Origin of the sequence: Kitasatospora sp. NPDC127116, from assembly GCF_042677365.1 — a bacterium.
GTDB classification, from domain to species: domain Bacteria; phylum Actinomycetota; class Actinomycetes; order Streptomycetales; family Streptomycetaceae; genus Kitasatospora; species Kitasatospora lactacystinica.
Genome location: NZ_JBHXTL010000010.1, coordinates 100545 through 122592 on the forward strand (window position 1 = coordinate 100545; position 22048 = coordinate 122592).

The 22048-nt window shown below is 73.6% G+C and carries 27 protein-coding genes; 16 read left to right on the top strand and 11 right to left on the bottom strand.

The features are described 5' to 3' along the window. Window positions 1-9: 9 nt before the first annotated feature. The 5 genes from ACFVHV_RS06815 to ACFVHV_RS06835 all read left to right on the top strand — a co-directional run bounded on the left by ACFVHV_RS06815 (window position 10) and on the right by ACFVHV_RS06835 (window position 2104). A complete protein-coding gene (locus ACFVHV_RS06815) occupies window positions 10-390 on the top strand; it encodes a hypothetical protein (protein ID WP_380349293.1) in 381 nt (126 codons plus the stop codon). 12 nt (window positions 391-402) lie between these two features. Next, entirely contained in the window at window positions 403-1335 is a 933-nt protein-coding gene (locus ACFVHV_RS06820) for a hypothetical protein (RefSeq protein WP_380349294.1), read from the top strand. 2 nt (window positions 1336-1337) lie between these two features. After that, window positions 1338-1562, top strand: a complete 225-nt coding sequence (locus tag ACFVHV_RS06825; RefSeq protein ID WP_380349296.1) for a holin — start codon at window positions 1338-1340, stop codon at window positions 1560-1562. Window positions 1563-1618: 56 nt separating this feature from the next. Continuing rightward, the gene (locus tag ACFVHV_RS06830) at window positions 1619-1819 is read left to right on the top strand and encodes a hypothetical protein (RefSeq protein WP_380349298.1); all 201 of its coding nucleotides are present in this window, start codon (window positions 1619-1621) and stop codon (window positions 1817-1819) included. 90 nt (window positions 1820-1909) lie between these two features. After that, the gene (locus tag ACFVHV_RS06835; RefSeq protein ID WP_380349300.1) at window positions 1910-2104 is read left to right on the top strand and encodes a hypothetical protein; all 195 of its coding nucleotides are present in this window, start codon (window positions 1910-1912) and stop codon (window positions 2102-2104) included. Between the two features lie 8 nt (window positions 2105-2112). On the opposite strand, the gene ACFVHV_RS06840 is transcribed toward ACFVHV_RS06835, so the two are convergent. Then, complete coding sequence (locus ACFVHV_RS06840; protein WP_380349302.1) at window positions 2113-2301, bottom strand: hypothetical protein; 189 nt, start codon at window positions 2299-2301, stop codon at window positions 2113-2115. 109 nt (window positions 2302-2410) lie between these two features. Between ACFVHV_RS06840 and ACFVHV_RS06845 the strand changes: the two genes are divergently transcribed. The 5 genes from ACFVHV_RS06845 to ACFVHV_RS06865 all read left to right on the top strand — a co-directional run bounded on the left by ACFVHV_RS06845 (window position 2411) and on the right by ACFVHV_RS06865 (window position 4763). Further along, the gene (locus tag ACFVHV_RS06845) at window positions 2411-3595 is read left to right on the top strand and encodes a helix-turn-helix domain-containing protein (RefSeq protein WP_380349304.1); all 1185 of its coding nucleotides are present in this window, start codon (window positions 2411-2413) and stop codon (window positions 3593-3595) included. 103 nt (window positions 3596-3698) lie between these two features. Further along, entirely contained in the window at window positions 3699-3977 is a 279-nt protein-coding gene (locus tag ACFVHV_RS06850; protein WP_380349306.1) for a hypothetical protein, read from the top strand. Continuing rightward, window positions 3977-4141 (top strand): hypothetical protein, encoded by a 165-nt coding sequence (locus tag ACFVHV_RS06855; RefSeq protein WP_380349308.1) that lies wholly within the window; start codon window positions 3977-3979, stop codon window positions 4139-4141. The genes ACFVHV_RS06850 and ACFVHV_RS06855 overlap by 1 nt, the downstream gene beginning before the upstream one ends. 263 nt (window positions 4142-4404) lie before the next feature. Continuing rightward, a complete protein-coding gene (locus ACFVHV_RS06860; RefSeq protein WP_380349310.1) occupies window positions 4405-4617 on the top strand; it encodes a hypothetical protein in 213 nt (70 codons plus the stop codon). A 23-nt stretch (window positions 4618-4640) separates the two neighbouring features. After that, window positions 4641-4763 carry a hypothetical protein gene (locus ACFVHV_RS06865; RefSeq protein WP_380349312.1) on the top strand — a complete coding sequence of 41 codons (123 nt, stop codon included), beginning with the start codon at window positions 4641-4643 and terminating at the stop codon, window positions 4761-4763. Window positions 4764-4808: 45 nt separating this feature from the next. On the opposite strand, the gene ACFVHV_RS06870 is transcribed toward ACFVHV_RS06865, so the two are convergent. Next, on the bottom strand, window positions 4809-5054 hold the full coding sequence (locus ACFVHV_RS06870; protein WP_380349314.1) for a helix-turn-helix domain-containing protein: 246 nt from the start codon (window positions 5052-5054) through the stop codon (window positions 4809-4811). Between the two features lie 250 nt (window positions 5055-5304). Between ACFVHV_RS06870 and ACFVHV_RS06875 the strand changes: the two genes are divergently transcribed. Both ACFVHV_RS06875 and ACFVHV_RS06880 read left to right on the top strand, forming a co-directional pair. Further along, window positions 5305-5511: a hypothetical protein gene (locus ACFVHV_RS06875; protein WP_380349316.1), complete on the top strand. Its 207-nt coding sequence runs from the start codon at window positions 5305-5307 to the stop codon at window positions 5509-5511. 132 nt (window positions 5512-5643) lie between these two features. Next, on the top strand, window positions 5644-7086 hold the full coding sequence (locus ACFVHV_RS06880; protein WP_380349318.1) for a cation:dicarboxylate symporter family transporter: 1443 nt from the start codon (window positions 5644-5646) through the stop codon (window positions 7084-7086). Window positions 7087-7229: 143 nt separating this feature from the next. Here the strand turns inward: ACFVHV_RS06880 and ACFVHV_RS06885 are convergent, their stop codons facing one another. Next, entirely contained in the window at window positions 7230-8303 is a 1074-nt protein-coding gene (locus ACFVHV_RS06885; RefSeq protein ID WP_380349320.1) for a hypothetical protein, read from the bottom strand. 97 nt (window positions 8304-8400) lie between these two features. Then, a complete protein-coding gene (locus ACFVHV_RS06890; RefSeq protein WP_380349322.1) occupies window positions 8401-8955 on the bottom strand; it encodes an RNA polymerase sigma factor in 555 nt (184 codons plus the stop codon). Between the two features lie 361 nt (window positions 8956-9316). Here ACFVHV_RS06890 and ACFVHV_RS06895 point away from each other — a divergent pair, with 361 nt between their 5' ends. Then, window positions 9317-9688, top strand: coding sequence for a hypothetical protein (locus ACFVHV_RS06895; RefSeq protein ID WP_359898613.1), 372 nt, complete (start codon window positions 9317-9319; stop codon window positions 9686-9688). Between the two features lie 123 nt (window positions 9689-9811). Here the strand turns inward: ACFVHV_RS06895 and ACFVHV_RS06900 are convergent, their stop codons facing one another. The 7 genes from ACFVHV_RS06900 to ACFVHV_RS06930 all read right to left on the bottom strand — a co-directional run bounded on the left by ACFVHV_RS06900 (window position 9812) and on the right by ACFVHV_RS06930 (window position 18476). Next, a complete protein-coding gene (locus tag ACFVHV_RS06900; RefSeq protein ID WP_380349364.1) occupies window positions 9812-10441 on the bottom strand; it encodes an ATP/GTP-binding protein in 630 nt (209 codons plus the stop codon). Between the two features lie 85 nt (window positions 10442-10526). Continuing rightward, window positions 10527-10874, bottom strand: coding sequence for a DUF742 domain-containing protein (locus ACFVHV_RS06905; protein WP_359898661.1), 348 nt, complete (start codon window positions 10872-10874; stop codon window positions 10527-10529). A 125-nt stretch (window positions 10875-10999) separates the two neighbouring features. Next, window positions 11000-11410 carry a roadblock/LC7 domain-containing protein gene (locus tag ACFVHV_RS06910; RefSeq protein WP_359898615.1) on the bottom strand — a complete coding sequence of 137 codons (411 nt, stop codon included), beginning with the start codon at window positions 11408-11410 and terminating at the stop codon, window positions 11000-11002. Then, window positions 11407-14541, bottom strand: coding sequence for a nitrate- and nitrite sensing domain-containing protein (locus ACFVHV_RS06915; protein WP_380349326.1), 3135 nt, complete (start codon window positions 14539-14541; stop codon window positions 11407-11409). The genes ACFVHV_RS06910 and ACFVHV_RS06915 overlap by 4 nt, the downstream gene beginning before the upstream one ends. A gap of 106 nt (window positions 14542-14647) precedes the next feature. Then, the gene (locus tag ACFVHV_RS06920; protein WP_380349328.1) at window positions 14648-15511 is read right to left on the bottom strand and encodes an MHYT domain-containing protein; all 864 of its coding nucleotides are present in this window, start codon (window positions 15509-15511) and stop codon (window positions 14648-14650) included. A gap of 371 nt (window positions 15512-15882) precedes the next feature. Then, window positions 15883-17289, bottom strand: a complete 1407-nt coding sequence (locus ACFVHV_RS06925) for a cytochrome P450 (RefSeq protein ID WP_359898621.1) — start codon at window positions 17287-17289, stop codon at window positions 15883-15885. A gap of 119 nt (window positions 17290-17408) precedes the next feature. After that, on the bottom strand, window positions 17409-18476 hold the full coding sequence (locus ACFVHV_RS06930) for an RNA ligase (ATP) (RefSeq protein WP_380349331.1): 1068 nt from the start codon (window positions 18474-18476) through the stop codon (window positions 17409-17411). 411 nt (window positions 18477-18887) lie between these two features. Here ACFVHV_RS06930 and modA point away from each other — a divergent pair, with 411 nt between their 5' ends. The 3 genes from modA to ACFVHV_RS06945 all read left to right on the top strand — a co-directional run bounded on the left by modA (window position 18888) and on the right by ACFVHV_RS06945 (window position 21977). After that, window positions 18888-19736: a molybdate ABC transporter substrate-binding protein gene (gene modA / locus ACFVHV_RS06935; RefSeq protein WP_380349334.1), complete on the top strand. Its 849-nt coding sequence runs from the start codon at window positions 18888-18890 to the stop codon at window positions 19734-19736. A gap of 167 nt (window positions 19737-19903) precedes the next feature. Next, window positions 19904-20719, top strand: a complete 816-nt coding sequence (locus ACFVHV_RS06940; RefSeq protein WP_380349367.1) for an ABC transporter permease — start codon at window positions 19904-19906, stop codon at window positions 20717-20719. A 181-nt stretch (window positions 20720-20900) separates the two neighbouring features. Continuing rightward, window positions 20901-21977, top strand: a complete 1077-nt coding sequence (locus ACFVHV_RS06945) for an ABC transporter ATP-binding protein (protein WP_380349337.1) — start codon at window positions 20901-20903, stop codon at window positions 21975-21977. Window positions 21978-22048 lie beyond the last annotated feature (71 nt).

Sequence of the window (22048 nt, forward strand, 5' to 3'; positions counted from 1 at the left end):
GGAGCACCGTTGCGTCTCGTCAACACCGTCAGGGCCGACAGCCCCGAGCAACTCGCCGAGCGGATGACGCCGTTCGCCAGCGGCGAGTTCCTCGCCGGTCGTGCCGGCCAACCCTCGGCCGCGTCGGCCGGGCAGCCGCAAATCCCGGTCGAGCTGTGGCTGCTGGCCGTGCAGCGCGTGTCCGCGGACCCGGGCGAGTGGACCATCTACGGCCTCTCGTCGGACGAGGACATCCCGGGCTGGCCGCACCAGACCGGCACCTACACCGGGGGCCTGCGGCACCCGAGGCAGGTCGGTGCCGCGCTGGCCGCGGCCGGCTACCAGGTCGTGATGCGCCACTACACCAGCTTCACGGTGACGTGCGTCAGCGACGACGTCCCACTCACTTAGGAGGCGACCACCATGACCCCGCAGTGGAAGCGCCTGCTCGACCATGTGATGGCCGTCCCCGAGCAGGTGTACGAGGGCTGGTCCCGGGCCGAGGGCTACAACAACGACAACCCGTGGGGCGAGCGCTTCGGCGAGCCCGGCGTCCCGTGGTGCGTGATCTGGGACTGGTGCATGTACGACGACGTGGGCCTCGCCGGGATCGTGCCGCGGGTCGACAACGTGGTCACCTTCAGCAACTGGGCGCGCCAGCGCGGCCAGTGGTCGGAGTACCCGTCGATCGGCGCCTGGGCCAACTTCGGCAACGGCCACACCGAGCTGGTCGTCGGCTTCGACTCGGCCAACGTCTACACCAAGGGCGGCAACAGCGTTCAGGCGGGCTCGACGGACGCCGGTCAGGGGAACGGCGTCTGGTCGCACGCCACGGCCCGCAGGTCGAGCCGCATCGTCGGCTACTTCGCCCCGGTCTTCCCGGACGGCTGCCCGCCGACCGCCGACCCCCGCGACCCGCGCGGCGGCCGCCCCCAGACCTCATACCGCTGGCCCGGCCCCGACCCGGCGCCGGCCCCCACCCCCGTCCAGGAGGACATCGACATGACCGTGACCCCCGACGAACTGTTCAACTGGCGGGTGCCTCAGGCATCCCTGGCCAACGGCTACGTGCCGAACCTCGCGGAGCTGCTGCGCGGTGCCTGCGAGGCGAACGACAAGGTCGACCAGCTCCGCGCTGACCTGCCGGACATCGTGAAGTCGGTGCTGTCGTCGGTGCTGGCCTCGCCGATGCCCGACTTCGCGGCCCTGCCCAACGGCTACCGGCCGAGCCTGGTCGAGGCCTTCAACGGTGCCAAGGAGGCGGACAGCAAGATCAACCAGCTCACCGCCATGGTGCAGGCGCTGACCACCACCGTCAACCAGCTCGCGACCAAGCTTGCCTCGAAGGAGTCCTGACCATGCGGAAGTTCGTCCTGGACCTGGTCGAGCGCACGGTGGCGACGTATGCGGTGGCGTTCCTCGGTCTGCTGCTGGCTGACGGGGTGGACCTGGCCTCGGTCGGCACGTTGCGTGCGGCGGCGGTGGCGGCGCTGCCGGCCGCGCTGACGGTGCTGAAGAGCGCGGTCGCCACGCTCATCGGTGACCCGAACAGCGCCGCCCTGCTCGGCCGGAGTCGCCAGTGACCAGCCCTGCCCCGGACGCCGGGGTGTACATCAGCCCGGCCCAGACCCTAGCGGAGGTGAGGCGCATCGCGGACGGCCAGATCCGGATGGAAGGCAAGATCGATCAGATCCTCGGCGACCAGCGCGAGCACCGGGAGACGATCGCCGACCACGAGCAGCGCATCCGGGGCCTCGAGGTCAGGGTCTGGATGGCTGTGGGTGCGGCTGTGGTGCTCGGCACTGGCGGCGGTGCGCTGGCCCAGATGCTCGCCCGCTGAACAACGACGCCCCCGCTCTCCTTCGGGAGGGCGGGGGCGGTTCGTGTGTTCCGACCCGACCGACCGTCGACGCGCGCCACTATGGGCGGCATGACCGATCTGTCACCAGCCCTGGCCATGCACCTCGGCCGTATGGCGGTCGCCGCCGAAAGCCTCGCACCGGCGCCTCGGGCCCGAGTCGAGGATGCGATCGAGCGCGCGCTTCACGACGCTGACGAGGGGGTGTGCGCCCTCCTGGACGTCCTGCTGGCGGAGGCACTTCGCGCGGTGGGGCCCGGGGAGTAGGCAGCGTCTCAGGGCGTGTCGCCGATCCACCGCCACACGCCGTGCTCGTCCGGCGCGTACCAGAACCGGCCGGCGGGCCCGTAGGCACTGTGGGGGCTGGTGAGGGCGGTACCGGGGTCGGGGTCGTCAGGGTCGACGACGGCGCACTCGCCGTCCAGCGGGCCACCGTGCAGCTCGACCGTGTCCCAGGAGTCCATGCGGTCATCAAACAGCAAGCGGCGGCGGAGTGCTGGACTCCGCCGCCGACGGCTGCCCGCCACCTACAGCGGGTATCGTCCGCAGTGGTCGCTACGAACGGAGCCCAGTATGCCCTCCAACACCCCCGAGCACATCGGCGCCCGCATCGCGAGGTACAGAAAATTGCGTCGGCTGACCCAGCAGGAGCTGGCCGACCGCGCTCACCTCTCCATCAGCATGATGGCCAAGGTCGAACAGGGCGCCCGCCCCGCCACCGCGGCTGTCGTGGCCGCCGTCGCCCGGGCCTTGTCCGTACAGACGACGGACCTGACCGGCCAGCCTTACCTCACCGAGCTCCAGCAAGACGAGCTTGACGGCCTCATCCAGCCGATCCGCGAGGCGCTTGACCTGTACGACCTCGGCGCCGACCCGGACGTCACCCCGCGTGGTATCCCGGCCCTTGCTGCGGAGGCCGACCAGTTGTGCGCCGCGGTGCGCGACGGCCGGCTCAAGGACGCCGCCGCTGGTCTGCCGGACCTGATCGCCGAAGCCACCACTGCGGCGTGGATCGCTCAGACCACCGAGGCCTGGAGCACGCTCGCCAGCACCTACCGCACCGCCTACGACATCACCACGAAGCTGGGCTACCCCGACTTGTGCGTGGTCGCCCTCGACCGCCTCGACTGGGCCGCCCAGCGCGCCTCGGACCCGGTCCTTGCAGGCATGCGGCAGTACCTCCGGTCGCTGGTCTACCTCCGGGCCGGTCAGTACCGGATGGGCCAGCGACTCGTCACGGTCGGACTGGAAACTCTCGAACAGGGTGAGCCCGGGCGCACGCGCAACGTCGTCACCGGCCAACTACACCTCGGCGCCGCGGTTCTCGCCGCCCGAGCGGGGGACGGGGACATCGCGGCCAGCCACATCGCGGAGGCCTCCCGCACGGCCGCGGCAACGGGTGAAGCTGGCAGGGTGCACTGGCTGAGCTTCGGCCCGACCAACGTTGCGACCCATCAGGTTGCTGTGCTGGCCGAGCAGTGTCAGTACGCCGAGGCCCTTCAGGCCGCCGCCGGGCTGGCGATTCCCGCGGACTGGCCTGCGTCGCGGGTGGCCGCGCACCTCGCAGAAGTTGCCCGCGCACAGCTGTGGACCGGCCGAACCGACCAGGCCCAGCAAACGCTGCAGCGTGCGCGGGAGGTGGCGCCGCAGCAGACCCGGTATCAGCCCATGGTGCGTGAGACCGTCGCCGGGCTGCTGTCGGCACGGCGGGCCACTCCTGGCACGTTGGTCAACCTCGCCCACTGGGTTGGCATCTGACTGACTATCACACATTGGCCCCGGACTATCACCAGACTGTGATAGTTCGGGGCCTTCGCGCGGCCGACACTCTCTGTATCGGGACCTACACCGAGGAGAGACGATGGCCCCCACACTCACCCGCACGCCCCAGGAACTCGCCCGCCGTCACGACCTGCAGGACGCCGCCTCCGGCTACCTCGGCGACAGCGTGCGGGTGGTCGCCCCACGCTCCGGCGCCAGGCTGACCCCGGCCCAGCGATCCGGCACCGCCTGCGTCGCCTGCGGTAGTACGGGTCGGTTGACCAACGCCGGGCACGTCGAGGACGACGGGCTCGCCTACGCCGTGGGCGTGTGCTCGGCATGCCCGCGGTACGCCGCGAGCCTGGAAGCGCACTGCTGATGCCACAGTTCAACCCGCAAAGCGAGGAGTGGTACGCCGCCCTCCGCGGGGTGCGGGAGATGTGCGACCGCACCAGCCAGACCCGCGAGACCGCCAGCCAGCCCGCCCCAGCCGAACAGGCCCGCCCCACGCAGCAGGCCCCGTCCGCGGACACGGCCGAGTGACCACCGCCGAGGACGGCTCTGTCGAAGACGGCCCAGTCGAGTGGGGCATCTGCCCTGTCTGCGGAGGCTGGGAAGAGGGACGGGTCCTGGGGGACCTCACTGCACACACGGCGGCTGTCGAACACTGTCCGCCGCCGAAACCCGTGCAGCCCGGACGGCGGCCCGGCGTCGATGCGCCCAACGGTCCTGCCTTGTGACTGACCCGTCGATAGCCTCGTTGCCCCAGGGGGCACACGCCCCCGATCCACGGAAGGAAAAGGCCTATGGACCCGGAGCCGGATGACCCGCGTGTTGGTGTGGTGGAGAAGTTTTACGGGCTGCACGGGGAAACGTTCTTCGTGAGCGTCGCCCCCATGGACCTGGTGATCGTTCATATCGACCAGGTCGCGGCTGCCCTCCCCCGGGAAGAGGCCGCTCGATTCGGCCGGAGGATCCTCCAGCTGTCGGAACCGGAGGAGGAGGGAGGTGATCAGTAGTGCCCTGTCCCGCAGGATGCGGCGTGGCCATGTACGTCAACGGGGCGTACTGGCAGTGCCCGATGTGCGGCTACCTGCTGCCGTACAACGGCTACGTGCCTGAGCCGCTGTACGACGTCCGGACTGCGAGTCCGCTTCGCTGCTGAACCTCAGCAGCGACTCCCGGCCGGCCGCACCGGCGTGCGGCCGGCCTACTCGTCCCAGAACAGCCGCCAAATCGGCAGCCCGAGGCCGTGAGCGATTCGCACTAGGTGATCGTGCGTAAGCCCGGCCTCGCCCAGCTCGATCTTCGACACCGTCTTGCGGTGCAGCCCCGAGCGTTCCGCCAGGCCCTCCTGCGTGAGGCGCTGGAGCTGCCGTGCCTGCCGGATCCGACGGCCCGTGTCGCGTCGCTGCTGGTCAAGGTACGCCTGGTCTGGCGTCGGAGGGGGGATCACCCTCCGACGCTGGCTAGTCCATGATCAAAAGTCTGCCCCTGACCAGGGTCAAATCGTACGAACTCCTGTTCGCTATGATTTGTTCGAATTTGAATCCTGGGGGGATTCCCACCCGGAGTGCACCATGCCCACCCTCGCCCGCACCGTCACGCCCCCCTCCCACTTAGTCCGCTGGGTCACCCCTACCGGCATACGCGACAGCTTCGCCCTGCCGCCCGCCGCTCCCGAACCACCAGACCCCAGTGAGACGATGACCAGCGACACACCCCACCTCGCGCCCGAGCACGCCGCCCGCTACCGCATGGCCGAGGCCGACCTCGACCGGGCGCGCAAGATCGACCTACTGACCGTCAGCCGACCGCGGCTGGCACTGGAGTTTGAGCGCGTCCGCGCCGCCTTGGCTGACACCCTGCAGCTCGTTGACGACCTCGCATCTTCCGACAGGCACGAAGACTAGGCTCCCCACCTGCAGGTATGTCAGCGCGTGACTATGGGCACAAGCCAAATGTCTCGTCCGTCACTTCGGGGCCCATAGTCGGAGCGGCCCATCCCCCGGGGCCACCAGGACTGCACGGCAAGGGAGCCGCAGATGTCGATCGCTGGAGCCGCCCCGGCGGCGGGACCCAGACGCAAGGACCGGACCCACTACCTCTACATCGCGGTGATCGCCGCGGTGGTCGCGGGCGTCGTGGTCGGTCTGGCCGCCCCAGGGTTCGCCGTGGAGCTGAAGCCGGTCGGCACGGGCTTCGTCAACCTGATCAAGATGATGATCAGCCCGGTGATCTTCTGCACCATCGTCCTGGGCATCGGCTCGGTGACCAAGGCCGCGAAGGTCGGCAAGGTCGGCGGCCTCGCCATCGGCTACTTCCTCGCCATGTCGACCGTCGCGCTGGCCATCGGCATGGTCGTCGGCAACCTCCTGGAGCCCGGCGGCGGCCTGCACCTGACCGCCGCGCTCGCCAAGTCCGGCCACGCCCAGGCGGCCGCCGGCGGCGCCCAGTCGACCACCGACTTCCTGCTCGGGATGATCCCCGAGACCCTGTTCTCCGCCCTCACCCAGGGCAAGGTCCTCCAGACCCTGCTGGTCGCCCTGTTCACCGGCTTCGCGTTGCAGGCGATGGGCGCGGCCGGCGCGCCGGTGCTGCGCGGGATCGAGCACGTGCAGCGCCTGGTCTTCCGGGTCATGTCGATGATCATGTGGGTCGCGCCGATCGGCGCCTTCGGGGCGATGGCCGCCGTCGTCGGCGCCACCGGCACCGCCGCGCTGAAGAGCCTGGCCGTCATCATGATCGGCTTCTACGTCACCTGCGTGCTGTTCGTCGTCGTGGTGCTGGGCACGCTGCTGCGCCTGGTCGCCGGGGTCAACGTCTTCGCGCTGCTGAAGTACCTCGGCCGCGAGTTCCTGCTGATCCTCTCCACCTCCTCGTCCGAGAGCGCGCTGCCCCGCCTGATCGCCAAGATGGAGCACCTGGGCGTCAGCCGCCCCGTCGTCGGCATCACCGTGCCGACCGGCTACAGCTTCAACCTCGACGGCACCGCCATCTACCTGACCATGGCCTCGATCTTCATCTCCGAGGCGATGGACAAGCCGATGTCGCTCGGCGAGCAGCTCTCACTGCTGGTCTTCATGGTGATCGCGAGCAAGGGCGCGGCCGGGGTCACCGGCGCCGGACTGGCCACCCTCGCGGGCGGACTCCAGTCGCACAAGCCCGCACTGGTGGACGGCGTGGGACTGATCGTCGGCATCGACCGCTTCATGTCGGAGGCCCGCGCGCTCACCAACTTCGCGGGCAACGCCGTCGCGACCGTGCTCATCGGGCACTGGACCGGCGAGCTCGACGCCGAACGGGCCCGGCAGGTGCTGGCCGGCGAGCTGCCGTTCGACGAACTGACGCTGGTCGACGCCCACGGTGCGCCCGCCGGCGCGGCGGACGGCTCCACGACCGACGCCCCGGAGGACGTCCCCGCCCAGGGAACCGGCCACGGAACCCCGCAGGGAACCCCTCAGGGGACCTCCCCCGTCGGCGTCTGAGCCCGGCGGCACCCCCTCACTCCCTGGTCCGGCGCCTCCCACCAACCCCCGGAATCGGCGCCGGACCAGGGTTTCGTCTTTCCGCCCGGCTTCCGTCCGGCTTTCGATCCGGCTTTCGGTCCGGCGGCAGTCCGGCCGGCGCGTCACAACTCCTGCGAGCCGCTGACCACCCAGGCCACCCCACTGGCCGGGTCCTCCAGCGCGATGTGCAGATGGTGCAGTCCGGCCGACGGTTCCTGCCAGGTGAAGCAGCGCATCCGGGCCACCAGCGCGTTCACCTCGTCCCGGTCCGTCCCGCCCGCACGATCCGCGCCGTCCGTCCCGCCCGCACCGTCCGTACTGCTCGCACCGCCCGTACTGCTCGCACCGCCCGTACTGCCCGCACCGCCCTGACCGTCCGCCCCGGCCACCGCCGCCAACGCCCGCCACAGCCCCAGCCTCCCGTGCGCACAGCCCCGCGACCGTCCCACGGCGGCGGCCCGCACCAGCGCCGGGTAGGCGAGCGCGAACGGCAGATAGCCTCCGACCACCCGCCGGTCGCGGGCCAGCAGGGCGGCCGCCGCCGGGGCCTGGCCGCGGACGCAGGCCGTCTGCGCCCACGGCGCGAGCGCGCCCAGCCCGGCCAGCGCCCGGGCGACCCGCGGTCCGGCCGGCCGGCCACCCGGCTGCGCCGCCGGGGGCAGTTCCACCTCGCCCAGGCCCTCCCGGCTGGCCGGCAGGGTCAGCAGCGCACTGCGCGCGCCCCCGCCGGGCAGGTACTCCCGCACCCGGGCCGTCTCGCCCCAGCCCGCCGCCTCCCACGGCTCCAGACGCAGTGGCACGCCCTCCGGATCGGGCTCGGCCGGGTGCGAGAGGTCCTCGCCGAGCAGCGCCCTGGTGTGTGCGACCAGCCGTCGCACCGGGGCCGGACCGAGCAGCGGGGCCAGCCGCAGCCAGGAGTGCCTGGTCGCCAGCACCTCCCAGAGCGGACCGGCGTCATGATCGGCCACCCCGGCGGCCGTCCCCGCGCCACCCTCCCGGTCGAACAGCCGGACGGCCAGCTCGGGCGGCGCCGCGTAGGCGATCAGGTGGCCGAGCGGAGCCGTCAGCGCCGCCGCGGCCTCCTCCCCCGCCTCCGCCACGGCAGCCGCGCGGCCCTGCCGGTAGGCGGCGAGCAGCTCGGGCCAGCGGCCGTCCTCGGCCAGTGCGCGCAGGCCGCCGTCCTCGTACGTGATCACGATTCGCAGGGTACGGGCCGGGGCAGCGCCCGAGCCGACTTGCCGATGGTTCGGTGCGTCGGGGTGGCGCGGCGGTCGCCCGCCCGCCGCCGCGCCCTCAGCTCCGCTCCCGCTCCCGCGCGTGTTCCCGATCGCGCTCCCGACCGCACTCCCCGTCACGCTCGCGCTCCCGCTGGACGACGGCGCGCAGCCGACCGTGGGCGCGGCGCCGGGTGACCGCCAGCGTGCTGCGGTGCAGCCCGAGCAGCTCGGCGGCCTCGTCGACGCTGTAGCCGTCGAGGTCGACCAGCACCACCGCACGGGCCTGCTTGACGGTCAGGAAGCCGAGCAGCCGCATCACCTCCCACCGCGCCTGCAACTCGGCCATCCCACCGGCCCGGAGGTCGGGCAGCCCCCGGTCCCGCTCGCCGATGTCGCCCGTCTCCGGCACCTCGGGCATCGACACCCGTCGGCGCTCCCGGCGCCACTGGTCGCGCAGGATGTTGACCATCGTGGTGAACGCGTAGGCGTACGGCTGTGGATGGCCGAGGAAGCGCTCCGGCCGACGGGCGATCCTGAGGTACGCGTCGTGGACGACGTCCCCCGCACCGGCCGGACCGCCGGCGAGCGAGGCCGCCGCCTGCTGGAGTCTGGGCAGCAGATCCGTGAACACCTGGTTGAATTCGGCCGATTGACCGCCGCTCCCGTTGGGACCGAAGTCCCTTTCCCGTCCGCCGCCGCCCTCATTCCGACCGCTGCAATCCGCCATGCCGCTCTCCCCGGAAATCGGCACTCCGAGAACCCGGTCCGTCCTGGCCGCAGGAACCATGAGCCAACCGGATTACTTGTGACACAGGTCACATCATAGTTCGTCGTCTCACTGTGCGCAGTCATTCGTGTGCAACACGTCACCAGTCGTACGGGGGGCGGGAATTCACCTCCGCTCGGACCACGCGATCCGCGTTCGGACCGCGCGGACATCCCGACGTCCGGGACACCCGCCCGACGAGAACCCCTCAGCAAGGAGAACCACCGTGCGAGGCTGCATCGCCAGGAAGATCGCCACGTTCGGGCTGGCCGCCACGGCCGCCCTCGGCGCACTCGGGGCCACCGCCCTGCCGGCCGCCGCGGCGACGGCCGGGACCCGCTCCGTCACCCCCGGGGCCGCCGAGGCCTGGAACACCATCACGTCCGAGGCCTACCACTGCGTCATCACCGGCAACTACGGCTGGCGCTGGGAGGGCTACTGCAACGTCTACTCCGGGCGACTGCGCACCATCACCTACTGTGCCGACGGCTCGCACACCACCGGCCTGTGGATCGGCGCGCGACCGGAGGCCTGGGCGGTCTGGGGCAAGTGTCCCGGGTCCACCTGGACGCGGATCGTGTTCCAGTGGCACAGCTGAGGCACTGCTGAACCGCTGACAGAACCGGCGGTCGACGGCCGACAGATGACGGCTGACAGATTTCGAAGGCTGTCATCTGTCATCTGTCAGCCGCCCGCCCGCTGCACCTCCGCCGCCACCGTCTCAGCCCACCGGCGAGACGTCCGCGAGCAGCCGGGCGGCGTGCACCCGGCCCGCGTGCTCGACCAGGTTGATCAGCACCTCCTTGCCCGAGGCCCGGCGGCGCGCGTCACACAGCAGCACGGGTGTCCCGGCATCCAGGTCCAACGCGCGGGCGACGTCCTCCGGGCCGAACTCCCGCGTCCCGGCGAAACGATTCACCGCGACCACGAACGGGATGCCCCGGTGCTCGAAGAAGTCGACGGCCGGGAAGCAGTCGGTCAGCCGGCGGGTGTCGGCGAGCACCACCGCACCGAGCGCCCCCTGGGCCAACTCGTCCCAGAGGAACCAGAACCGGTCCTGCCCGGGGGTGCCGAACAGGTAGACCGCCAGCCCCTCGCGGATGGTGATCCGCCCGAAGTCCATCGCCACCGTGGTGGTGGTCTTCCGCTCCACACCGTCCAGGTCGTCCACCTCGCGCCCGGCCTCGCTCAGCCGCTCCTCGGTGCGCAGCGGCCGGATCTCGCTGACCGCGCCGACCAGCGTCGTCTTGCCGACCCCGAAGCCGCCCGCCACCAGGATCTTGAGCGCGAGCACGGTGCCGTCGGGATCCTCGGCGTCGAACGGATCCGGCCCGCCGTACGGATCGGACAGGCCGAGGGGGTCGGACGGTACGCGCGGTCCGGACGGTACGAGCGGTGCGGACGGTACGCGCGGGGCGGACGATGCGGACGGGTGGTCAGAGTGCGCGGAGTCCACGGATGACCTCCTGGAGGATGCGCTCGTCGGGGAGCAGGGCGGGCGGGACGGGACGGCGGACCCGGATGAGCCCGGCCGTCAGCAGATCGCCGAGCAGCACCCGCACGACACCCACCGGCAGGTCGAGGTCGGCGGCCAGCTCGGCCACGGACAGCGGGGTGCCCCGGCACAGCGCCAGGATGTGCGCCTGTTCCGGGCCGACCGGCGGCTCGGGCACGCCGGGCAGGAGCGTCGGGTCGGGCGGCTCGGTGACCACCACGGCGATCAGGTCGAACTGCTGCTCCCCGGCCCCGGTGCGCCCCCGGGTCATCGCGTACGGGCGGACCATCGGCCCGGCCTCGTCGTCGTACCAGCGCGCCCGGTGGGCCGCGGCGAGCGGGTTGCGGGGCTGCCCGTCGGGGTCGGCCCCCGGGTGCTCCGGATGTCGCCCCCGGTACGGGCGGGGCACCGGATTCACCGGCCGCCCACCGCCCGCGGCGGGGCGCCCAGATGCTCCCCGACCCGGCGGACCAGCCTGGCCATCTCGTAGGCGATCAGGCCGAGGTCGGCCCGGGAGGTGGCGAACACGGCTAGGCAGGTGCCCTCTCCGGCCGCCGCGACGAGCAGGTAGCCGCCCTCCAACTCGACCATGGTCTGGCGGACTTCGCCCGCACCGAAGTGCCGGCCCGCTCCCTTGGCAAGGCTGTGGAATCCGGAGGCGACGGCCGCCAGGTGCTCTCCGTCCTCCCGCGCCAGTCCGGCCGAGGTGCCCATGGCCAGGCCGTCGGCGGAGAGCATCACGGCGAAGCGCAGCTCGGGGGCGCGCTGGACCAGCTCGTCCAGGAGCCAGTTCAGCGCTCCCGCGCGGTGGGTGGTGGCGATCACGGACGCTCTCCTTCGGATCGGGACGGGGATTGGGGGTGGTGCGCCCGCGGCGGCTGCGGAGGGTCGGCGGGCTGCCCGTCCCGCCGGCCTTCCGGGTGCAGACCGCGCGCCCATCCGTTCTGGAACGCGGACATCGCCGCCCGCGCCTCCTCGGGGCTGCGGCCCGCCGCACCGAAGCCGTCGCCGGAACCGCCCCCGGAACCCGGCCCGGCGGAGGCGAGGACGGAGGAGGAGGCAGCCGTACGGCCCCTGTGCGCAGGCGGACGGGCCGGGGCCTCGCGCAGCTGCGGCGCGAGGCTCGCCTGGCGGGTCCGGCGCGGCAACTCCTCAGGCCCCTGGCCGAGTTGGTGGCCGCCCGAGCGGGGACCGTCCGAGCCGGGGCCACGCGATCCGACGCCGTCCGAGCCGGAACCGTCCGTGGCCGGTCCGGGTACCGGCTCCGCGAGGGAGCCCTGACCGTACGGCTCCGCGCCGTACGGCTGCGGCGGCCCGGACTGCGGACGGGCGGCCGCACCCGCGCGCCCCTCCGCAGCCGGACCGGCCTCCCGGGCACCGGAGGCCCGGAAGGGGGTGCGGCGCACCGGCCCGGGGGCACTGCCCCGGACACCGAACGGCAGCAGCGCCCCACCCTCCGGCGGCGGCCCACCCGCCGCCGGAAGCCCGTCACTCGTCCCGCCCTGCGGGTGCTCCCGGTGCCCCGGTTCATCCCGGCGCCCGGGGTGCCCCGGGTGCCCCGGGTGTCCCAGGTGTCCCGAGACGCCGGTCGGGAGACCCGGCGAGCCACCGTTCGGGCCACTGCCCGGACCGCCCGCCGGCCGCTCCGCACGGCCGTGCTCCGGGGTGAACTCCCGCTCCGGGACAGCGCGGTGATCCGCCCGATCGGCGAGCACCGGCTCCACCGGTCCTGCTCCGACCGCCGCGGCACCAGACGCGGCACCCGACGCGGCGGTCGGGGCGGCACCCGACGCCACCGTGCCACCCGACGCCGTGCCGCCCGCCGCCGCCGAGGGCAGCGGAGGCGCGACCGGCTCGAAGCCGTACCGCACGTCCTCGGCCCCCACCGCCGCCGCCTCGTCGGCCAGCAGCGCGGTCGACAGCAGGACCACCGCCGTGGTGCCGCCGTACGCGGAGGTGACCAGCGAGACCTTGACGTCCTGCCGCCGGGCGAGCCGGCTGACCACGAACAGGCCGAGCCGGTCGCTGTCGAAGAGGTCGGTCTGCTCGGCGGCGGCGATCCGGCGGTTGGCCGCCGCCAGCACCTCCGGGCCCATGCCGAGGCCGCGGTCCTCGATCTCCAGCGCGAAGCCGTTGCCGACCCGTTCGCCCCGGATGTGCACCCGGGTGTGCGGCGGCGAGAACCCGGTGGCGTTCTCGACCAGTTCGGCCACCAGGTGGGTGAGGTCGGCGACGGCGTGGCCGACCACCGCGGCGCGCGGCAGCGGGTGGACCTCGACCCGGGCGTACTCCTCGACCTCCGAGACGGCCGCGCGCACCACGTCCACCAGGGGGACGGGACGGCGCCAGCCCCGACCGGGGGCCGCCCCGGAGAGGATGATCAGGCCCTCGGCGTGGCGGCGCATCCGGGTGGTGAGGTGGTCCAGCCGGAACAGGTCGGCGAGCTCGGACGGATCCTCGGTACGGCGCTCCATCGCGTCCAGCAGGGTGAGTTGGCGGTGCACCAGGACCTGGCTGCGGCGCGCGAGGTTGACGAACACCCCGGACACTCCGGAGAGCACCTCGGCCCGTTCGACCGCCGCCGTGACCGCCGCCCGCTGGACGGTCCCCAGCGCCCGGTGCACCTGGCCGATCTCGTCGCCCCGCCCCACCGGCCGGGGCGCCTCGGCCTCGATGTCCACCTCCTCGCCCGCACGCAACTTCCGCATGGTCGCGGGCAGTTTGCGCCCGGCCAGCTCAAGTGCCGAGTTGCGCAGGCCGATCAGCTCGGTGACCAGCCCGCGCCCGATCTGCACCGAGATCACCAGCGAGGCCACCACGCCGACCAGACCGAGCAGCACGGCCATCCCGGCCGGGGTGAACAGGCCCAGTGCGTAAGGGTCCTGGCGCTCGGCGGCAAGCCTTCCGGCCCGGTCCTCGACGCCCCGCAGGGCGCCGGCCACGTTGCCCGCGACCATCGCCCAGCGGTCGGCCGGCACCGCCGCGACCGCCGCCCGACCGTCGGCGGCCGTCCGCACCCTGTCCTCGTACCCGGCCAGCTCGCGGTGGTCCTGGCCCCCGGTGACGGCGAGCAGCTCCGCCCGGTCGACGGAGCGCAGGTCGGCGGCGGCGCCCCGCTCGAACTCGCGCCGGGCGAAGGCCGCGCCGGAGAACTCCCGCAGCTGGTCGTCGCCGAGCCCGCCCGACAGCTGGGCGGCGCGCAGCAACGCGTCCTCGCGGGAGAGCAGTTCGCGGGACCGGGCCAGCTCCAGCAGCACCCGCGCGTCGGCGGCCGCCTGGCGCTCCTGGAAGGGAGCGACGGCGCCGGCGGCGGCGAGCGCCCGGTCCACCGCCTCGCCGTACGCCGCGTACGCCTCGGGCCAGCCGACGCTCCTGGCCAGGACCCGGTCGCGCAGTGCGGGCAGGGTCGCGAGCGAACCGCCGAGGGCGTCCAGCCGGGCGGCCGCCTCACCGCCCAGGCCCTGGGCGTCGGCGCGGTTGTAGCCCCGGTCGGGTCGGCGGGGGTCCGGGAAGAGCGGGGCGAGCGCCCGGTCGGTGGCCGCCGCCGCCTCGCGCAGGGCGCTCTCCCGGGCGGCGCTGGGGGCGGTCGCCGGGATCGCCGGGATCGCCGCCGGAGCCGCTGGGGCCGCTGGGGCCGCTGGGGCCGCCAACAGCTGACCGACGGCGGTGCGTTCGGCCTGCAGCCCGGCGACCGTCTCCGCGACCGGCGTGAGCAGCGTGCGCTGGGCGTCGCGCTGGCGCATCAGGCCCCAGACGCCCTGGGCGGTGGTGACGGTGGCGAACCCCCACAGGGCGATGACGGAGACGACCGGGACCATCAGCAGGGCGATGATCCGGGCGCGGACGGTCCGGGGGCGCAGCCCGCGCAACCACGGGCCGGGGCGCGGCGAACGGGCGGGCGGCCCGGCATGGGCACCCCGGCGGGTACCGGGGGCGGTACCGCGGTCTTCTCGCATGGGTGAGGAGCCTTTCGGGCGGGGAGGGCGGAGGCCGGGTGGGCGGAGGCTGCGGGGCCGGACCGGGAGCGGGCGGGCGGGCGGTGCGAGGGCGCGAAGGTGCGGCTCAGGCTGCGCGGTCGTGCCGCTCGGCGTCGCGCCGCCCGCCGGCCGCCGGGGTGGGCTCGTGCCACGCGCGTTCGGGGTATGGGGGCGCGGCGGGGACCTCCTCCACGGCCAGTTCGCCCGCCTCCCGGTAGCCGGCCCGCTCCTGGGCGGTCGGCGAGAGTGCCACGAAGGCCGAAGCGAGGAAGAGGAACGAGCCGAGGCCGACGGCGAGCGGGAAGACGAACTCCATCGGGCTGACCCCGCCGAGAACGGTCCGGGTCGGCTCCAGCCGGACGTGGACGGCGGCCATGCCGGTGTAGTGCATGCAGCTGACGGCGAGGCCCATGGCCATCGCGGCGGCCGCGGCCGTGTACACGTTGCGGATGGTGACGGCGGCCCAGAGCGCGGCGGTCGCGGCGCCGACCGCGATCAGCACGGACAGCGCGACCGTCCCGGCGTCGTAGTGCAGTCCCCCGTGCATCCGCAGGGCGGCCATGCCCAGGTAGTGCATCGCGGCGACGCCGAGACCGGTGGTGACGCCGCCGGAGAGCAGGGAGAGGCCGCGGTGCCGGCCGTAGCAGACCACGGTCAGGCCGAGGCCGGTGACCAGCACCGCGACCACGAGGCTGAGGACGGTCAGCGGCACGTTGTAGCGCAGCTCGGTGCCGTCGACGGTGAAGCCGAACATGGCGACGAAGTGCATGGTCCAGATGCCGGAGCCGATCGCGGCGGCGGCCGTGATCAGCCAGTTCCGCCGGGCCGGACCGCTCGCGGCCAGTCCCCGCAGCGTGCAGCGCAGGCCGAGGGCGGCGCCGGTGCAGGCCATCAGGTACGAGAGGGCGGGGGTCAGCCAGCCGAGGCTGAGATGGTTGAGAGTGCCCATGGGACCTCCGGTCGACCGGTCGGGCCCGGGGGCGGTACGCGGTGCGCCCGGGCGCCCCGGGCCGGGCGGACTGCACACGAATGGCATATGCCAACCGCATGTGCGCTTCCGGCCTGGGGTGCGTGGGACGCTACCGAGGGGCCGGAATCGGTCAGACAAAGATCTGAAAAGCTGCCCGCAGGAAGCGGGTGATGTGTTCCGATGGCCCTGTCGTCTACCCAGAGGGCGTCCAGCGCGGCGGACGGCGTGCGGGGAGCTGCGCACAAACGACAGCGGACAGATGACAGAGTTTGAAATCTGTCATCTGTCCGCTGAACTCTGTCGGCTGTCGGCTGTCGGCCGCACGCTGTCAGACTGTCAGCCGCCGGCCGTCAGCGGCTCGCCGTCACCCGGATCCGCATCGGGCTCGCCGCCCGCAGCGTGATCCCCTGGGCGAGCGCCACCCGCCGGTCCACCGCCTCCACCTCGAAGTCCCGCAGCAGCACCCCCAACGCCAGCACCGCCTCCAGCATCGAGAAGTGCTGCCCGATGCAGGCCCGCGGTCCGCCACCGAACGGGAACCAGGCGTAGCGGTGCCGGGCCCGTTCCGCCTCCGGGAGGAAGCGGTCCGGGTCGAAGCGCTCCGGGTCCACCCAGTGGTCCGGGTGCCGGTGGGTGACCAGCGGCGCGACCACGACCTGCGCCCCGGCCGGGATCACGTACCCGTCGATGACGGTCTCCGCGACCGCCCGCCGCCCGCCCAGGGCCGCCGACGGGTAGAGCCGCATCGCCTCCTTCAGCACCCGGGTGATGTAGGGCAGCGCCTCCAGGTCCGCCGCCGTCGGTGCCCGCCCCGCCAGGACGGTCCGCGCCTCCTCCCGGGCGAGCCGCCGCTGCTCGGGGTGCATCGCCAGCAGGTGCAGCGCGAAGGCCAGCGCGGTGGCCGTGGTCTCGTGCCCGGCGAGCAGGAACACCAGGACCTGGTCGCGGAGTTCGGCCGGGTCCAGCCGCCCGCCGTCCTCGTCACGGGCCCGTCCGAGCAGGGTGAGCAGGTCGTCCGCGTCCTCGTCGCCGCCGCCTCGCGCGGCCCGTTCGGCGATGATCCGGTCGCAGACCCCGTACAGCGCCCGCTGTGCCTCGGCACCGCGCCGGTTGGCCGGGGTCGGCCAGGTGCGCGGGAGGCGGACCGGGGCGTAGCCGCGCTCCTTCACGTACTCGCCGAGCACCGGGAAGCTGCGGTGCACCACCGCTATCGCCTCCTCCACGTCGGCACCGAAGAGGATCCGCGCGACCGCCCGCAGGGCGAACCGGGACGTCTCCTCCGCCGCGTCCACCACCCCGCCGGGCACCGCCCGCCAGCGCTCGGCGAGCGACTGCGCCTCCTGCGCGAGCGCGTCCGCGTAGCCGTCCACCCGGCGCCGGGTGAACAGCGGCTGCACCATGCGTCGTTGGCGCTGGTATTCGGCGTCCTGGCTGGTCAGCAGCCCGTTGCCGACACTGGTCCGCAACTCGTCGTAGAAGGGGTCCTCCTTGCGGAAGTTGGCCGCCTCGACGGCCAGCACCTGCCGGACGCCCTCCGGCGAGAACACCCCGTAGAAGTCGGCGCGCAGCCCGGGCGGCCCGGCCTGGAAGCGCACCACGTCGCCGTGGTCGCGGCGGGCCGCGAGGTAGCTGCGCAGCGGGCGGCGGGTGAGGTCGAACAGCGAGCCGACCAGGCGGTTCCCCGCCGGGACGGGTATCGCGGAGGTGGGGGCGGGCGCGAGCCCGGGGGCCCGAACGGGGACGAGTTCGATGGTCATCGGCACTCCTTCTGTACAGGGGTGTGCCCGCCGCCGCTTCCGACGGGCGGTCAGCACCGAAAGGAGCCGCGCCCGGACCCACCGACGGGCCGACCTGCCCGGCCGGATCCGGACCCGTCTCACTCGTATTCGGTGCCCCCCTTGCGGGTCAGGTAAGCGTCGCTGACCACCTTGGCGATCGCCCGCCCGCCGAGCACCGGGCTCCAGCGCTCGGTGACCGGCCGCACCACCACGCCCTCGCGCAGGTGCAGTTCACGCCCGGAGACGCCCTCCTTGCCCCGGGCGAACCCCAGGACGGTCTCCGGGTCGAACGGCCCGCGCCACAGCTCCGGCACCAACGGCAGCTCGCCGTCCAGCAGTTCGGCCGCCGAGAACCAGTTCAGCTGCCCGTCCACCACGGCCGAGACGTCGAAGGCCGCGTAGCCGGGCCGCTCGGTGCGCGCCGAGGAGCCGTAGCCCAGGTCCTGCACGCCCTCGCCGAAGACCTCGCCGAAGACGCCGACCCGCTCCGCCCCGAGGCGCTCCGCCAGCCGGGCGGCGGCGGCCGGGATGCCGTAGGCGCGCACCGCCCGCCAGTAGAGGTTGCGCTCGTCCTCGACCAGCGCCAGCCCCTGCGCGCCGATGCCCTTGGACGACACCTGCACCTCGCCGGTGGCGGCGACGTACGTGACCAGGCAGCAGCTGCCGTGCAGCTTCTCGGTCAGCACCACCGGCTCGCCCGGCTCGAAGGCGTCGGGGTAGCGCTTGAGGTTCTCGATGTCCACCCAGGGCAGCAGGTCGGGCGCGCTGACCACGTCGCCGCTCATCGACGTGGGCACCGGTGGCTGCCACTTGACGACCCCGAGCAGTTCGGCGAAGTCCTCGCCGCGCTCGGCCGCGGCGGCCAGGTCGGTGCCGGCGAGTGCGGCGGGCCGGCAGACGATACCCTGGGACAGCTCGCCGCGCAGCCGTACCGCCTTCACCCGGTTCGCCCGGGCGCCGGCCAGCTTGCCGGTCAGGCCGAGCTCCTCGATCAACTCATCGGGCAGGACGGACTGTTCGGGGATGTAGACGGCGTGGTCCCCGGTCCGGTACATGCCCTTGGCGACCACCGCCCGGTAGAGGCCGACCTGCGCGAGCTCCAGGGCATCGGCGTTCGGGTGCTCCAGGACGGTCAGCTTCTCCGCGGTGACGCGCAGCGTGGACATGGAAGGACTCCTCCCCTCGGTTCGGCCGCGGCGGTGCTTGCGACCAACCCGGCCGCGTGTACGGACGGCCACCACTCTGTCCGTTCGACCACCGACGGCGCGACGCAATTTCCGCGCGCCCCCTCCGGCCCCGCCGGCATGACCCGCGCGACCCGCCACGCCCCGCCCCGCCCCACCGGCACGACCCGCCTCACACCCGCACGACCCACCCCGCCGAGCGCCCCCGCCATGTGCCCCCGCACCCGTTTTGAGCCATCCCACAGCAGTCCGGAGGCCCGCGCCGGCTCCCGCCTGTGCAAACCGACAGGGGATTTATCGCTCGCATATGCGGCACTATGATCGCCGTAATGGCCGCAGCTGCGGCCAGTCCCTCGCGCCCCTTCCGGCGCGCACCCTGGAGGGGAACCACCGATGAGCACCCGCACGCCCACCACCCGCAGGCTCGCCGTCGCCGCCGCCGCGGTCCTCGCGCTCACCCTCGGAGTCACCGCCTGCGGCAGCGACGGCGGCAAGTCCTCCGGTTCCACGGCCTCCTCGGCCACCTCCCCGGACGCCTCCGCCGCCGGCAGCGGCGTCCCGAAGGCCTCCGGCACCGTCACCGTCTTCGCCGCCGCCTCGCTCAAGGAGACCTTCACCGAGCTCGGCAAGAAGTTCGAGGCCGCCAACCCGGGCGCCAAGGTCACCTTCAACTTCGGCGGCAGCTCCAGCCTCGCCACCAGCATCAACTCCGGCGCCCCGGCCGACGTGTTCGCCGCCGCCAGCCCGGCCACCATGAAGACCGTGACGGACGCGGGCGGCGCGAGCGGACAGCCGGCGACCTTCGTCAAGAACACGCTCGCCATCGCCGTCCCCAAGGGCAACCCCAAGCACATCGCGGGCCTCAAGGACCTCACCGCCTCCGGCGTGAAGGTCGCCCTGTGCGCAAAGGAGGTGCCGTGCGGCGCCGCCGCCCAGACCGCGCTCAAGGCCGCCGGCCTCGACCTCACCCCGGTCACCCTGGAGCAGGACGTCAAGGGTGCGCTCACCAAGGTCGAACTGGGCGAGGTCGACGCGTCCCTGGTGTACCGGACCGATGTCCAGGCCGATGCTGCGAAGATCGAGGGCGTGGACTTCCCCGAGGCCGCCAAGGCCGTGAACGACTACCCGATCGCCGCCCTCGCCAAGGCCCCGAACAAGGACGGCGCCGCCGCCTTCGTCGCGTACATCCAGTCGCCCGAGGCCAAGCAGGTGCTGACCGCGGCGGGCTTCCAGGCACCGTGAGCGACCGCACCACCGGCTCCGGGCCGAACCGCCCGAACCAGGACCGCCTGGAGCAGGACCGCCCGGACCAGGGTCACTCGGCCCGTACCGCCGACGGCGACCCGGCGGAGCCCGCACAAGCAGGTCCCGCGCAGGCAGGACCCACGCAGGCAGGACCCGCGCAGGCCCTGCCGCGGCGGCGCCCGCGAAGCCGCCGCCCGCGCACGCACCGCGTCCCGGTCACCCTGCTGCTCCCGGCGCTGCTCGGACTGGCCTTCCTGATCCTGCCGCTGGTCGGTCTGCTGATCCGGGCCCCCTGGAGCGGCCTGTCCGAGCAGCTCACCAGCCCCGCCGTCTGGGACGCGCTGCGCCTGTCGCTGATCAGCGCGACCGCGGCCACCGCGGTGTCGCTGGTCCTCGGCGTCCCGCTGGCCTGGCTGCTCGCCCGCACCGAGCTGCCGGGCCGCCGGATCATCCGGGCGCTGGTCACCCTGCCGCTGGTGCTGCCGCCGGTGGTCGGCGGTGTGGCGCTGCTGCTGGTGCTCGGGCGGCGCGGCATCGTCGGCTCCTGGCTGGACTCGGCCTTCGGCATCACGCTGCCGTTCACCACCACCGGGGTCGTGATCGCCGAGGCGTTCGTGGCGATGCCGTTCCTGGTGATCAGTGTCGAGGGCGCGCTGCGGGCCGCCGACCCCCGCTACGAGGAGGCGGCCGCGACCCTGGGCGCCTCCCGGCTGACCGCGTTCCGGCGGGTCACCCTGCCACTGATCGCCCCGGGGATCGCCGCCGGTGCCGTCCTGGCCTGGGCCCGGGCGCTCGGCGAGTTCGGCGCGACGATCACCTTCGCGGGCAACTTCCCGGGCCGCACCCAGACCATGCCGCTGGCCGTCTACCTGGCCATGGAGTCCGACCCGCAGGCGGCGATCGCGCTGTCGCTGGTGCTGCTGGTGGTCTCCGTCGCCGTCCTGGTCGGCCTGCGCGACCGCTGGCTGTCGACGCCGTGACCCGGCCCGCGCGCACGGCCTCGGACACCGTTGCGGACGCTTCCCCGCACATCTCCCGCGACACTCCCCCGGCCCCAGCGGACCCAGCGGACCCAGCGAACCCAGCGGGCGCATTGGACCCGAGGGACCCGAGGGACCCGAGGGACCTCCCGGGCACTCTGGACACCTGGACGCCATCCCGATGAAGACCGACAGCCGCCCCGGCCCCGCTCTGGACGCCCGCCTGCGGGTCGAGCGCGCCGCGTTCTCCCTCGACCTCGCGCTCACCGCCGCCCGCGGCGAGGTGGTCGCGCTGCTCGGCCCCAACGGCGCCGGCAAGTCCACCGCCCTGCGCGCCCTCGCCGGACTGCTCCCGCTCACCGGCGGCCATCTGCGCCTGGACGGCCGCCTCCTGGAGGACCCGGCGCAGCGTGTGCACACCCCGGCCGAGGAGCGTCCGGTGGGGGTGGTGTTCCAGGACTACCTGCTGTTCCCGCACCTCAGCGCGCTCGACAACGTCGCGTTCGGCCCGCGCTGCCAGGGCCGCCCCAAGCGTGAGGCGCGCGCGGAGGCGGCCGGCTGGCTGGAGCGGATGGGCCTGGCCGACCACGCCTCGGCCCGTCCCGGCCGGCTCTCGGGCGGCCAGGCCCAGCGGGTGGCGCTCGCCCGCGCTCTCGCCGTGCGCCCCCGGCTGCTCCTGCTGGACGAGCCGCTGGCCGCCCTGGACGCCCGCACCCGGCTCGACGTACGGTCCCAACTGCGGCGCCATCTGGCCGAGTTCGAGGCGGTGGCGGTGCTGGTGACGCACGACCCGCTGGACGCCATGGTGCTGGCCGACCGGCTGGTGGTGATCGAGGACGGCCGGCAGGTGCAGTCCGGCAGCCCGGCGGAGGTCGCCCGGCACCCGCGCACCGACTACATCGCCCGGCTGGTCGGGCTGAACCTGTACCAGGGCCGGGCCGAGGGCACCCGCGTCACACTCCCGGACGGGGCGGTCCTGGCCACCGCCGAGGAGCTGGACGGCCCGGCCTTCGTCGCCTTCCCGCCCTCCGCCGTGACGCTGTACCGGGAGCGTCCGCAGACCAGCGCGCGCAACCTGTGGAAGGCCGAGGTCACCGGGCTGGAGCTGCACGGCGACCGGGTCCGCGCCGAGCTCGCCAGCGACCTGCCGATGGCCGCCGACCTCACCCCGGCCGCCGTCGCCGAGCTGGAGCTGACGCCCGGCGCCGCGGTCTGGGCCTCGGTCAAGGCCACCCAGACGCACGCCTACCCGGCCTGACGCCCCACGGCGGTCTCACTCCGGCGCCCCCGGCGCGGTCACTACGGCGCGGTCATTTCGGCGCGGTCTCG